The sequence below is a fragment of the Paraglaciecola sp. genome, from assembly GCF_030730205.1.
Lineage (GTDB): Bacteria > Pseudomonadota > Gammaproteobacteria > Enterobacterales > Alteromonadaceae > Paraglaciecola.
Genome location: NZ_JANQVQ010000166.1, coordinates 1 through 13567 on the forward strand (window position 1 = coordinate 1; position 13567 = coordinate 13567).

The window sequence follows — 13567 nt, forward strand, 5'->3', positions numbered from 1 at the left end:
CCTATTGTTGGAAGATGTTTGGTTTGAATGTGAAGAATTAGGAAAGAAAATTTGAAACATCACTTTTGGGTGCTTTTGAAAAATATGATGAGGCGGAACATATTGTGAAAGCTTTTATTCCTATTAGCGAAACGCTAGTTGACTTGATCGAGCCTGAAAATGAAGTGTTAGCTTAATCTGAATCGATGCTTTCACATCTAAATACATCAATATACGAAGACAAACAGTGTATGTAATTGTGCGACATATGAGAGGTTTTTAAAGGTATCGTTAGTGTGTACTTCGGCTAAAAGCCTTTAGAATTGGTACAACCGAGTGGACTCGAACCACCGACCCCTACCATGTCAAGGTAGTGCTCTAACCAACTGAGCTACGGTTGTATTTTGCATTTGCTTGTCGGTCTGTTCCCCTCTAAGCGGCGCGTATAATAACGATGCACTTTAGTCTCTGCAAGTTCTTTTTACACTAAACTAGATTAGTTGCTGGACAATTAAACGATTTACTAATTTTCGCGTGTTAATAATGGATGACGAACGCGATTTAAGTCTGCGTTAACTCATTTTCCTGGTTTGAGATGACACGAACGGTACAGTGTTTGCCAATATTCAATATGTTTTTTCATTGCTATTTGATAGTGGCCGAAGTGTTGATGGTGTTGTAGTGCAATATAGTGAGTGAATGACTTGGATAGGTGTGGATTTTGTATCAGTCGGTCAAGGACAGGATTAAGCTGATAGTGGTAATAGTTGACCTGACTTGCTACTACTTGAATTTTTTCTATAAAGAATAACTGAAACACGTTATTTAAGTAGGAGATTTTTTGTTTATTGTGTGACGATTCCGTGGTGCACATCTCTCCAACTGCCTGTTGTTCGAGCCACTTGGTGGTATTTTCAATATTGTTGGCAAGTAAGGTTTGACTGCGCCACAATTTAGCCAACAATGAAAGTTGAGCGAACTTTTTAAGATGGCTTTCTAATTCAGCTGAGCTGAGATCAGTGCTTTCAATACTTTGTTCAAAAAAAGTCAAAGCCGCGATGGTGTCACTTAAACCATCATTTTCATCTCCCTCAATAAAACCATTATTGGCACTCATTCCTTGTTTTATTTCTGAGCTGGTCTGCAGCATGTCAGTCCAAGCATGTCTGACACTTTGTTGTTTGCGGTTTAACCAGATGTTCAGTTTTGCTTTTAACTCTGTATCTCGTGTTTCTAAAATGCAGGCTTCCAGAGCTTTAGTAACTGTTTTCTCGTAGATAAATCGTGTAGAAGGCAGTTGTACTTTACCCAGAGTGGTGTTGCGCACCGCTATGACACTGGAAAGCTGACAATGTTTTAATTCGTAAAACTCAGTGAGTTTTATAGAGGTGTTTTGGGTCTGTTGACGCAGCTCTGTTAAGGCAGGATATGGCGGTAAAAGGACGTCATTGAAGTTGGCTTCAGTTTGTTCAAGTACTGAGGCCATTCTCTGCTGATAGCTTTGTATATTATTAGCTAATTGATGCTGTGAATTGCAGGCTACCAATATACTGGCTGATAACCATAAAAGAATGTATTTAATGTGTGATTGGTGTGTCGCTTTAATATAATTGCTCGTCATCTGCACTCACGGCTAGTTCTAATTTCTTAGACAAGTCATTTATATGCATATTGAGGTGAATTGGACTAAAGCAATTTGCGCAATCTTCAAAATAGTCTTGGTCTCCTTCACAAAAATCAAGATCTAGATGCACTGGGTGGCCACAGTGAGGGCAACTAATAATGGTGTGTTTCATATTCATGTTATTTACCTCTGCTTATGCTTTTTCATTAGAAGCGATGCTTCGACCTCCGTCTATGGTTAAGATTTGGCCGGTGACATAACTTGCATTGACCAAATACTCGATCCCTTTAGCAATGTCGATCATTGACCCTAATTTTTGTAGGGGGATCTGTTTGAGTATTTTTTCTTTTTCCTCATCCAGTAAGGAGGATTCTGGCCACAAAATTGCGCCAGGGGCAATACCATTGACTCTTACCTTTGGGGCCAGCTCTTGCGCTAAGGATTGGGTCATAGTGATTAAAGCCGATTTCGCCATGCAATAAAGAGTATGGCTTCTTAGTGGATGACTTGCATGGATATCGACCATGTTTATTATTGCCCCATTATTTTGCTGTAAACTGGGTGTGCAGTATTGCGCTAAAAACAAAGGGGCTTGCATATTACTGCCCACTAGATTTAGCCAATCATTTTCAGTGATTGAACCGATGGGGGTGGGATAAAAGGCTGAAGCATTATTAACTAGCGCATCTAATTTACCGTAGGCATTTATTGCCTGAGCAGCCACCGCTTCGGTGTCAACAATAGTGGATAACGAGCCTTGTACGACTTTGACTGAATTGGCTCTCCCTGCGTTTAACTCTTCACTTAGGGCGAGGGCTTGTTCTTTAGAATGATTGAAATGTAAGACGATATTCCAACCTAATTGGTGGAAATATTGGACGGTAGTGGCGCCGATTCGTTTTGCACCACCGGTAACTAACATCACTTTAGGACTCATTAATTTGGCTATATTTGGTTAATATAACGCTAGGATAACGTGACATCCTTTTAAGAATAAAGTCATTTTATTGCTCCATATTTTTTAAGATAGCTTGGGCTGACTGAATATAGTGCTCACCAAAAATTAGCGCATGGTTGAGCACGTGGTATAGCTGATACACAGGTTTACGATATTCGTAACCCGGATCCAAAGGCCATGTTGCTTGGTAACCCTCATAAAAAGCGGTGGGTAAGCGCGCAAATAGTTCACTCATGGCAATATCGGTTTCACGATCACCGTAGTACAAAGCGGGATCAAAAAGGGTGGGAAGACCTTTATGAAATCCACTGTTACCTGACCAAAAATCACCGTGTAACATACTGGCAACAGGCACATGTCCGGCAAGTAATTTGAAAACTGCGGCGACTATCTTATCGATATTAGCCAAGTTTTTGCCTTTTTCTGCCAATAACTGCAGCATAAAACCGATGCGTTGCTCAGCAAAAAACTGACACCACTTTTTATTCCACTTATTGGGCTGCGGGCTTAAACCGATATAATTATCTTCTTGCCAACCGTACATATTTTGCGTTTGCGTTTGGTGTTGTTGTGCGAGTAGTTGACCGAATTGGAACCAGTCTTCTGTAGTACCTTCGCTTAGGGTCAAAAACTCTAAGACCAGAAAGGCTTTATCAGCAACAACACCTGAGCAAATTATTTTGGGTAGCCTAAATAGCTGGGCTTTGGAAAGATGCGTTAAACCATCTATTTCAGATTCAAAATGGGGCAAATAGGATTTTTGATTCGTTTTCACAAAGTATCGAGATCTACCATCTGTGATTTTGAATGCCTTGTGTGAATGACCAGAGCTGATTTCTCTGATGTCGTCACAAATAAAATCTTTGTTGATACTTTTAGATATTTCTTCGCTAATAAAATGCCACATAATTTGCTCCAGCAATAAGCGTTTTGCCTAATTATGGTCGAGCTTTAATTTTTGTATGTTCGATTACGCTATTTCAAGGTAGTTCATTAGATTAAGGAGTAATTAGGCCTCTCTGATAGCTCTGCTCGGTAATGATCTTGTTTAATCGCAAAAATGTCGAAAACGTTGAATCAACTAATACTTTATTGGCAAGCCAGGTTGGCACTTTGCCAGAAGCATTACCTGAACCTTGATACGATATTCTGACTAGCTCTTGGGATAATTGCGTCACAGTCCACAAGCCGCGAATATGAGTCATACGCACAGTGTTATTTTGTTCAGGGTACTGCTGACCTGCATCTGTTACTTCTATGAAAATAGAGTCCGCATTAACCTTGGTCACTGATTGAATAACCATATCCCGGTTTTGTAGTGGCCACGGCGCAGCAAAAGTACTTCTTACTATTTTAGTATTTGAAGTAGCTCCCGCTAGTACTTTTACCTCTAAGCAGTTGTCTATCCATTCAGGGGCGTTGGCTGTGTCATCTAACAATGCCAGTAAAGAAGCGCTTGACGCTTTGACTACCGTTGTTGCTTTCACTTCTTTTTCGGCTTGCTTCTCGCTGTTTTCGACCAATTGACGACTTGAAATCTGGGTTTGTCCAGAAGATTTTTCTATTTGCCACTCTTGACTATGGGCGCTCATAACGAGACTAAAATACAACAGCAAAATCGCTATCTTACTGCTAAACGTGATTGTGCGTTGCATCGGGTACTCTCTTATTTGTATAATCACATTTTGCTCTGATGGTAACAGAGCGTGTTATCTTAACACCCTAAAAGGGTGTTTTTTTATGAATAGCAATAAGAGTTGAGCTCTCGATGCTTTCCCATTTGCACGTGGCGCTTGGTAGGTGTCACCACTGCGTAAGGAATTTATATGCCCATAATTACACTTCCCGACGGTAGTAAACGTCAATTCGATAAGTCTGTATCTACTTTAGATGTTGCCCTTGATATTGGTCCAGGTCTAGCTAAAGCCACCGTTGCTGGCAAAGTAAATGGTAATTTAGTCGATGCCTGTGACTTGATAGAGCAAGATGCGACCTTGCAAATCATTACCGCTAAAGACCAAGAAGGGATCGAAATCATTCGACATTCTTGTGCTCACTTAATTGGCCATGCAATCAAGCAACTTTATCCAGATGTTAAAATGGCAATAGGTCCAGTTATCGATAACGGCTTTTATTATGATGTTGACTTAGAAACACCGTTAAATGAAGCGGATTTAATCAAGATCGAAAAACGCATGCTTGAATTGGCAAAGACAAATTACGACGTTGTTAAAAATGCCGTGAGTTGGCAGGAAGCACGCGATACCTTCGAGCAGCGCGGTGAGATGTATAAGATGCAAATCTTGGATGAAAATATACCAAAAGACAGCTCACCCGCTTTGTATCATCATGAAGAATACACTGATATGTGTCGTGGTCCTCACGTGCCTAATATGCGTTTCTGCCAACACTTTAAATTGATGAAAGTAGCCGGTGCTTATTGGCGTGGAAATAGCGACAATAAAATGTTGCAACGAATTTATGGCACAGCGTGGGCAGATAAAAAACAACTAGCGGCATATTTACAACGTTTAGAAGAAGCTGAAAAGCGTGACCACAGAAAAATTGGTAAGGCTTTAGACTTATTCCATTGGCAAGAAGAAGCACCCGGTATGGTGTTTTGGCATAACGATGGTTGGACTATTTACACTCAGCTCGAAAAATTCGTGCGGGAGAAACTAGGTAACTACGATTACGACGAAGTTAAAGGTCCGTTAATGATGGATCGGTCGTTGTGGGAACGCTCAGGTCACTGGGAAAAATATGCTGATGCGATGTTTACCACCACATCAGAAAAACGTGAATACGCTATTAAACCCATGAACTGCCCAGGTCATGTGCAAATCTTTAACCAAGGTTTGAAGTCTTATCGTGATTTACCGTTGCGTATGGCTGAGTTTGGCTGTTGTCACCGTAACGAACCCTCTGGGGCCTTGCATGGTTTAATGCGAGTCCGTGGTTTTACCCAAGATGACGCACATATATTCTGTACCGAAGAACAAGTGTTGGCAGAAGTCGGCGGTTGTATTGATATGATCTACGATACGTACAAGACCTTTGGTTTTGAAGAAATCGTAGTGAAATTGTCTACTCGTCCAGAAAAGCGTGTCGGTAGCGAAGAAATGTGGGACAAGGCAGAGCTCGCTTTAGCTGACGCATTGAAGAGCAAAAACATTGAATTTAGCTATTTACCGGGCGAAGGTGCTTTTTATGGACCTAAAATAGAATTTACTTTGCATGATTGTTTAGATCGCGCTTGGCAATGTGGTACAGTACAGCTCGATTTTTCCATGCCAGGTCGTTTAGGGTCAACTTATGTGGCTGAAAATGGTGAAAGAAAAGTTCCAGTAATGATCCACAGAGCAATACTGGGCTCGATTGAACGTTTCATTGGGATTTTAACTGAAGAGTATGCGGGTCTGTTTCCTTTATGGTTGGCTCCTACTCAAGCAGTCGTAATGAATATTACCGACAATCAAGCTGAATATTGTCAAAATGTGGTAAAAAAACTGAAAGAAAGTGGATTTAGAGCAAAGTCTGACTTGAGAAATGAGAAGATTGGCTTTAAAATCCGCGAGCATACGCTCAAGCGTGTCCCGTATTTGTTAGTAGTTGGTGATAAAGAAATGGAAACCGGCGAAATTGCAGTGCGTTCACGCAAGGGTGATGACCTTGGAAAGATGTCTATAGAGGCATTTATACAGCACGCAGGTGCTGAGGTCGCAAACAAACAAATCCGATAAATTTCGTGGAGGAATGACATATTAAAGGCGCTAACATTAAGGCTAAAGATCCGAATAAAGCTCGGATTAACGATGAAATAACGGCAAAAGAAGTCCGTTTGGTTGGTAAAGATGGTGAGCAAATTGGCGTAGTGTCGATTCGTGAAGCGATTGAAACTGCTGAGCAATCAAGTTTAGACTTGGTTGAGATTAGCCCTAATGCAGAGCCGCCCGTATGTAAAGTAATGGATTACGGGAAATTCATCTTCGAAAAAAGCAAGTCTCTTAAAGAGCAAAAGAAAAAACAGAAGCAAATTCAGGTCAAGGAGATTAAATTTCGCCCTGGCACTGATGAAGGCGATTACCAGGTAAAACTGCGCAACCTGCGTCGCTTTCTAGAAGGGGGTGATAAGGCTAAAGTAACGATTCGTTTTCGCGGACGTGAAATGGCTCACCAAGAGATCGGCATTAATCAATTAACTCGAGTTAAAACCGACTTAGCTGATATTGCAAACTGCGAATCTTTCCCAAACAGGGTAGAGGGTCGTCAGATGATCATGGTGCTCGCCCCAATTAAGAAGTAGTTAAGGTCTACAAGTAATCAGGATTCTGCCCCCTGACTCACCTTACTACATTGTAATCACAAGACTTATCGTTTCTGCAAAACTTTAAGTCATTAACAATGCGGAGTTTTAGCAATGCCTAAAATGAAATCAAACCGTGGAGCAGCCAAGCGTTTTAGAAAAACCGCTTCAGGCCGTTTCAAAAGCAAGCAGTCTCATTTGCGTCACATTTTGACAAAAAAGAGCTCTAAACGTAAACGTCACTTACGTGGCAAAAAATTAGTTCATACGTCGGATACAGCACTTATCCAACGCATGTTACCGTACGTTTAAGAGGAGACTGAACAATGGCAAGAGTAAAACGTGGTGTTGTAGCACGTGCCCGTCACAAAAAGGTACTGAAGCAAGCCAAAGGTTATTACGGAGCTCGTAGTCGAGTTTATCGTGTTGCTGTCCAAGCAGTAACTAAAGCAGGTCAATATGCATATCGCGACCGTCGTCAGAAAAAACGTCAATTCCGTCAATTGTGGATTGCACGTATTAACGCTGCCGCTCGTCAAAACGGTTTGTCTTATAGCCGATTCATCAATGGTTTGAAAAAAGCCTCTGTTGAAATCGATCGTAAGATTTTGGCCGATATCGCGGTTCATGACAAAAATGCATTTAGCGCATTAGTAAATGCTGCTAAAGGTGCATTAGCTTAATATTAAACATTAAGTTTAAGTTCTTTCGGAAAACGGCGAGCATGATGCTCGCCGTTTTTCGTTTTGGAACTGGAAAAAGTACAAATTGCTGTTAGAGCGTTAATTTATCAAGACTTTTTATTTTTAGCGGTGGCGAGCTCACATCGTGATCGTGTAGAATTGCCGGTCATTTTTAAGTATCTAGACCAGATACGTATTATCTAATTCAAATTGGGGAAACTATGGATCTCAATGCCATAATTGCACAAGCCGAAGCACAGATTAATGAGGCACAAGATGCGGTGTCTTTGGATTTAGTACGTGTTGATTTTATGGGTAAAAAGGGGCTGTTAACTGAGCAGCTTAAAAGCCTTGGGAAATTAACTTCGGAAGAACGTCCTGCGGCTGGCCAGCGCATAAATGACGCGAAACAGCTTATTCAGCAATTAATTCAAGCTCGAGGGGATTTACTTCGCAGCGCTGAGCTAGAAACGAAATTAGCCAGTGAGAAAATTGATGTGAGTTTACCCGGTCGTGGTTTAGGCATGGGTGGACTACATCCGGTTACCCGCACCATTAATCGCATTGAGAGTTTCTTTAATGAATTGGGTTTTCAAGTTAAAACCGGCCCTGAAATTGAAGATGGGTTTCATAACTTCGATGCTTTAAATATTCCGGCTAATCATCCAGCCCGCGCTGACCACGATACTTTTTATTTTAACCCAGATGTGATGTTAAGAACTCAAACCTCTGGCGTACAGATAAGAACAATGGAAACCGAAAAGCCGCCTTTACGCATTATTTCGCCAGGCCGTGTATACCGAAACGACTACGATCAAACACACACACCGATGTTTCATCAAGTAGAAGGGTTGATGGTTGATAAAAATGTCAGTTTTGCCGAACTAAAGGGCATCTTGCATGATTTTCTGAATAACTTTTTTGAAGCTGATTTACAGGTTCGTTTTCGTCCTTCTTATTTCCCTTTTACCGAGCCGTCAGCAGAAGTTGACGTGATGGGTAAAAATGGCAAATGGTTAGAAGTATTGGGCTGCGGTATGGTGCATCCCAATGTGCTTAGAGCAGTGAACATTGATCCTGAAATCTATACAGGTTTTGCTTTTGGTATGGGTGTAGAGCGCCTAACTATGTTGCGTTATGAGGTCAATGATCTACGTGCATTTTTTGAAAATGATTTACGTTTCCTTAAGCAATTTAATTAAGTCGAGTTGAGCATATGAAATTTAGTGAAAAGTGGTTAAGGGAATGGGTCAACCCAAATATTAGCAGTGAGCAGTTGTCAGACCAACTCAGTATGGCCGGTTTAGAAGTCGATGGTATGGATGCTGTCGCTGGTGAATTTAGTGGTGTGGTGGTTGGTGAGGTTGTTGAGTGTGGCCAACATCCTGATGCAGATAAACTGCGTGTGACTAAAATCAACGTTGGTGAAAACGAACTGATTGATATTGTTTGTGGTGCGCCTAATTGCCGTCAAGGCCTAAAAGTAGCTGTTGCCAGAGTAGGGGCAATTTTACCGGGTGATTTTAAAATCAAAAAAGCCAAATTACGCGGTCAGCCTTCAATGGGAATGTTGTGCAGTTTTTCTGAATTAGGTATTTCAGATGATCACAATGGCATTATTGAATTGCCCCTCGATGCACCAATTGGCGTTGATATTCGCGATTATTTGCAATTAGACGATATTTCCATTGAAGTGGATTTAACACCCAACCGAGCTGATTGTCTTGGAATTAAGGGCTTAGCTCGTGAAGTTGGTGTACTTAATAGCTCAGAGGTATGTTCACCTTCAGTAGACGCTGCTACCGTCACTATTGAAGAGACTCGTAATATTATCCTAGATGCGCCAGAAGCCTGTCCACGTTATCTAGGGCGCGTCATTAAGAATATTAACGTAGATGCAATTACTCCCTTATGGATGGTTGAAAAATTACGTCGTTCAGGCGTAAGAAGTATCGACCCGGTAGTTGACGTGACTAATTTTGTCTTATTAGAGTTAGGTCATCCTATGCACGCTTTTGACAATGATAAGCTGCAAGGTGATGTGGTTGTCAGGTACGCTGAGCAAGATGAGAAGCTTACCTTGTTAGACGAAAGTGAAGTGACATTAAAACCTGAAACCCTTGTTATTGCAGATGAAAAACAAGCTTTAGCTATGGCGGGCATTTTTGGCGGGCTGAACTCCGGGGTCACCGAAGCGACTCGAAACATCTTTTTAGAAAGTGCTTTTTTTGCACCTGACTTAATCCGTGGCAAGGCAAGACTGTATGGATTGCATACCGATGCCTCTCATCGTTACGAGCGTGGGATTGATCCACAATTGCAGCGCACTGCAATGGAAAGAGCGACCACTTTGTTACTTAGTATAGTGGGCGGTCAGGCAGGACCTATTGTTGAAGCTGTGAGTGAAGAGAACGTCCCGCAAGAAAAGCAGGTCAGTTTACGCCAATCACGTTTAACAAAAGTATTAGGCCTGGAAATTGCTCAAACAAAGGTGACTGAGATTTTAAGCCGACTTGGTTTTGCGGTTACATTTAAAGATGCAACATGGACTGCAATCGTTCCTGCTTATCGTTTCGATATAAGTATAGAAGAAGATTTGATTGAAGAAATTGCTCGGGTATATGGCTACAACCAAATACCTAACATTGCACCAGTTGCCAGTTTACAGATGTCTAAACATCAGGAACAAGCGATTCAAATAAATCAGTTAAAACAAAGTTTAGTGGATAACGACTATCAAGAAGCGATTACCTATTCGTTTGTTGATCCCAAAATTCAAGGTTTATTGTTTCCTGAATTGTCAGGCCTAACTTTGCCTCACCCCATTTCAGTAGAAATGTCTTGCATGCGCGTAAGTCTATGGACGGGTTTGTTGCAAGCTGTGTCTTACAATCAAAAACGCCAACAAGGCAGAGTTAGACTGTTCGAAGCGGGCTTGCGTTTTATCCCTGACTCGTCTGAAAAAACCGGTGTCGTGCAACAAGCTGTAATTGGTGGTGTGGTAAGTGGGCTAGTTAGCGACGAACACTGGGATAAAACGACTCGGCCGGTGGATTTTTTCGACCTCAAAGCAGATGTTGAACGTTTACTCGCTGTTACCGGTCGCAAGGATTTCAGATTTGAAGCATGTAAACACAGCGCTTTGCATCCAGGTCAATCTGCTGCCATATTTAGTGGCGACTTATGCCTTGGGTACATGGGCGCTATTCATCCTCAATTTGAGAAAAAATTGGGTATTAATGGCCGAACTTTTGTTTTTGAATTAGAAATTGCTCAGCTAGGGTTAAAAAAGCTACCTCAAGCGAAAGAAATTTCAAAATTTCCAGCAAATCGACGTGACATTGCAATCGTAGTAGACGATGATAAAGTTATTGGCGAAATATTGACTTGTATTGAAAAATTTGGCGCAAATCAATTAGTTGGCCTAAACTTGTTCGATGTGTACAGAGGTAAGGGAATTGCTCCGGGCTTTAAGAGCTTAGCAATATCTTTAATATTACAAGATAAAACCAGAACACTTGAAGAACAAGAAATTCAAACATTTGTTGATGGTATTCTGACGGAATTGTCAGAGAAATTTGGGGCATCTTTGAGGGATTGACGATATGGCGTTAACCAAAGCCGAAATGGCTGAACACTTATTTGAAAAGTTGGGTATTAATAAACGAGATGCAAAAGATCTTGTAGAAACTTTTTTCGAAGAGGTGCGTGAAGCTTTAGAATCTGGAGAGCAAGTTAAATTATCAGGCTTTGGTAATTTTGATTTGCGCCAGAAAAATGAAAGACCTGGACGTAACCCAAAAACAGGGGAAGACATTCCGATTAAAGCACGTAGGGTAGTGACATTTAGACCAGGGCAAAAGCTCAAAAGTCGTGTGGAAAATACTAAACCAGTTGAATAATAAAATCTTGTAATAAAAAACCGGCTCATCATGGCCGGTTTTTTAATGCTCAAATGTTAATTTTATAACACTGAAACCAGTGATTTGGCCAAGCTGTCTACATTTTTTAAGCTGATGCCGGCGATATTGACTCGACTAGACTCAACAAAATAAACGCTGTGCTTATCACGCATCGCTCTTACTTGCTCTGGGGTAATACATAAATAAGAGAACATGCCTTTTTGACGATTAACAAAATCAAAATCACGTTTAGCACCATATTCTTTCAACTTGCTGACTAAAAGTGCTCTCAAATCCTGCATACGGTTACGCATCATATCCACTTCGCTGATCCACTCGGCACGCAACTCAGCATTGTTTAATACGATATCAACTAAAGCACCACCGTACGAAGGGGGCATGGAGTATATTGCTCGTGCAATTGATTGGATCTGTGTTTGAATCGCGTTTCGTGTCGTACTATTTTGCGTGACCATCAACGCTAAACCCACTCGCTCGCGGTACAAACCAAAGTTTTTAGAACATGAAGCGGCAATAATAACTTCAGGAAGGTTGTTTACTAACAAGCGAGTACCGTAAGCATCATCTTCTAAGCTATCACCAAACCCTAAATAGGCCACGTCGATAAAAGGGATAAACCCGGTTTTCTGGGCTAATTTTAGAACCACCTGCCATTGCTCTTTGGTTAAATCAGCTCCCGTTGGGTTGTGGCAGCACCCGTGTAAAAGTACGACATCACCTGATTTTACATTTTCAAGAGATTCAACCATGGCATCAAAACGTATGCTGGCTTGGTCTTTATCGAAATAAGGGTAGGTTTCAATTTTTAAACCCGCATTACCGATCAATGGAATATGATTAGCCCATGTTGGATCGCTCACCCACACTGTCGTCTCTGCATTACAGCGCTTGATTAACTCAGATAAAATACGCAGCGCTCCACAACCGCCAGGAGCTTGTACCGCAGCGACGCGGTTTTCTAGTACGGCTGGATTTGCTTTACCAAGTAACAATTCAGTTAAGCCGTCAATGTAACCTTGTACGCCCTGTGCAGGTATATAAGTTTTAGATGTTTCGGTCTCGAGCAAAATCTTTTGTGCTTTAGCGATGGCAGTGACAATCGGGGTTTGGCCATTTTCATCTTTATAAACACCTACACCTAAATCAATCTTTAGGGGGTTGGGATCAGCCTTGAATGCAGCTGATAGGCCCAATATAGGATCGGCGGGAAGTTGTGGTAGTACTTCAAACATAGGGTTCCTCAAAAACTCAAGATGATAGGCAGGTTAGGGCGGTCATTATGCCATCGACATTAAAAATTTCGAGAGAAATAGTAACTAATTTATATCAAATTGGTAGTTTTGTTCAGAAATACACACAGCGCCGCTGTTGTAGGTATGCTCGCACCAGCTTACTTTCTGATTTGTATCAATTTTTAATACTGTCGAGGCGCGAGTCCCGTAATGATCGGCCTGAATAAATATCGATGAGAGTTTGCGCTCCCATTCCATCGGGATACCTGTCCTAGGTAACTCATTTTCATTGGCTTTGTTGGGGTCTCGTAAAAGTTCAAATAGTTGCTTATCAATAATATGCTCTGGATCTTGGGATGTATTCTCACAGTAGGTTTTTAAGCGAGCGAGCCCCTTTACTATTTTAGGCCAAGGGCTGTTTAAACTGGCGTTTGATAAACCGTAAAAACCCTTTTTTAAGTGAGTAAGATGATTGAGATGGTTATTATAAACGTAAAGATTCTTCCAGTGTCCGAAGAGTAAGTTGTAGCCGTTGAAGTCTTGCCGTGATTGTTCCAAGGCTTGCTGATAATTAGTAGTAGGCTGTTGAAGATAGTGACTTACCAATTCGCCACGACTTTTGACATGTGGCTTGAGTGTCTGTGGTGCTCTAATATTGGTTAAGGCAGCCAAATAACCCGCTTTATTTACGCCCATCCATGTACCGCCAGCTTCTTGATCAATGCCTGACACTATATTACGAGACGGTCCCCAAACATGGGATGGGAGAGTGGGGCGATTAAAAAACTCATCCCTATTAGCCGCAATAATGAGCGGATAACGTGGATGCTGTTCAATCGCCACAAAAACGATACACATAAAT

At 41.4% G+C, this 13567-nt stretch carries 14 protein-coding genes and 1 tRNA gene; 7 read left to right on the forward strand and 8 right to left on the reverse strand.

Going from position 1 to position 13567, the window contains the following annotated elements; all coding sequences use genetic code 11:
- Window positions 1-303: 303 nt before the first annotated feature.
- The 6 genes from NWQ57_RS11060 to NWQ57_RS11085 all read right to left on the reverse strand — a co-directional run bounded on the left by NWQ57_RS11060 (window position 304) and on the right by NWQ57_RS11085 (window position 4216).
- A tRNA-Val gene (locus NWQ57_RS11060) sits at window positions 304-380 on the reverse strand.
- 176 nt (window positions 381-556) lie between these two features.
- Complete coding sequence (locus NWQ57_RS11065; protein ID WP_306022208.1) at window positions 557-1600, reverse strand: DUF3080 family protein; 1044 nt, start codon at window positions 1598-1600, stop codon at window positions 557-559.
- On the reverse strand, window positions 1581-1781 hold the full coding sequence (locus NWQ57_RS11070; RefSeq protein ID WP_372340914.1) for a CPXCG motif-containing cysteine-rich protein: 201 nt from the start codon (window positions 1779-1781) through the stop codon (window positions 1581-1583). The genes NWQ57_RS11065 and NWQ57_RS11070 overlap by 20 nt, the downstream gene beginning before the upstream one ends.
- A 15-nt stretch (window positions 1782-1796) precedes the next feature.
- On the reverse strand, window positions 1797-2540 hold the full coding sequence (locus tag NWQ57_RS11075; protein WP_306022209.1) for a pteridine reductase: 744 nt from the start codon (window positions 2538-2540) through the stop codon (window positions 1797-1799).
- A 67-nt stretch (window positions 2541-2607) separates the two neighbouring features.
- On the reverse strand, window positions 2608-3468 hold the full coding sequence (locus NWQ57_RS11080) for a fructosamine kinase family protein (RefSeq protein ID WP_306022210.1): 861 nt from the start codon (window positions 3466-3468) through the stop codon (window positions 2608-2610).
- 91 nt (window positions 3469-3559) lie between these two features.
- Window positions 3560-4216, reverse strand: coding sequence for an START domain-containing protein (locus NWQ57_RS11085; RefSeq protein WP_306022211.1), 657 nt, complete (start codon window positions 4214-4216; stop codon window positions 3560-3562).
- Between the two features lie 171 nt (window positions 4217-4387).
- On the opposite strand from NWQ57_RS11085, the gene thrS reads away from it, so the two are divergent.
- The 7 genes from thrS (at window position 4388) to ihfA (ending at window position 11452) form a co-directional block, all read left to right on the forward strand.
- Window positions 4388-6304, forward strand: a complete 1917-nt coding sequence (gene thrS, locus NWQ57_RS11090) for a threonine--tRNA ligase (RefSeq protein WP_306022212.1) — start codon at window positions 4388-4390, stop codon at window positions 6302-6304.
- 35 nt (window positions 6305-6339) lie between these two features.
- The gene (gene infC, locus NWQ57_RS11095) at window positions 6340-6867 is read left to right on the forward strand and encodes a translation initiation factor IF-3 (protein WP_306022247.1); all 528 of its coding nucleotides are present in this window, start codon (window positions 6340-6342) and stop codon (window positions 6865-6867) included.
- Between the two features lie 114 nt (window positions 6868-6981).
- Window positions 6982-7179, forward strand: a complete 198-nt coding sequence (gene rpmI, locus NWQ57_RS11100) for a 50S ribosomal protein L35 (protein WP_068375755.1) — start codon at window positions 6982-6984, stop codon at window positions 7177-7179.
- Window positions 7180-7193: 14 nt separating this feature from the next.
- The gene (rplT, locus tag NWQ57_RS11105; RefSeq protein WP_068375759.1) at window positions 7194-7550 is read left to right on the forward strand and encodes a 50S ribosomal protein L20; all 357 of its coding nucleotides are present in this window, start codon (window positions 7194-7196) and stop codon (window positions 7548-7550) included.
- A 221-nt stretch (window positions 7551-7771) separates the two neighbouring features.
- Window positions 7772-8752: a phenylalanine--tRNA ligase subunit alpha gene (gene pheS, locus NWQ57_RS11110; protein ID WP_306022213.1), complete on the forward strand. Its 981-nt coding sequence runs from the start codon at window positions 7772-7774 to the stop codon at window positions 8750-8752.
- A 14-nt stretch (window positions 8753-8766) separates the two neighbouring features.
- Window positions 8767-11151 (forward strand): phenylalanine--tRNA ligase subunit beta, encoded by a 2385-nt coding sequence (gene pheT, locus NWQ57_RS11115; protein ID WP_306022214.1) that lies wholly within the window; start codon window positions 8767-8769, stop codon window positions 11149-11151.
- 4 nt (window positions 11152-11155) lie between these two features.
- Complete coding sequence (gene ihfA / locus NWQ57_RS11120) at window positions 11156-11452, forward strand: integration host factor subunit alpha (RefSeq protein WP_306022215.1); 297 nt, start codon at window positions 11156-11158, stop codon at window positions 11450-11452.
- A 62-nt stretch (window positions 11453-11514) separates the two neighbouring features.
- On the opposite strand, the gene NWQ57_RS11125 is transcribed toward ihfA, so the two are convergent.
- Window positions 11515-12705 (reverse strand): amino acid aminotransferase, encoded by a 1191-nt coding sequence (locus NWQ57_RS11125; RefSeq protein ID WP_306022216.1) that lies wholly within the window; start codon window positions 12703-12705, stop codon window positions 11515-11517.
- Window positions 12706-12789: 84 nt separating this feature from the next.
- Window positions 12790-13563 (reverse strand): NRDE family protein, encoded by a 774-nt coding sequence (locus tag NWQ57_RS11130; protein ID WP_306022217.1) that lies wholly within the window; start codon window positions 13561-13563, stop codon window positions 12790-12792.
- Between the last annotated feature and the right edge of the window lie 4 nt (window positions 13564-13567).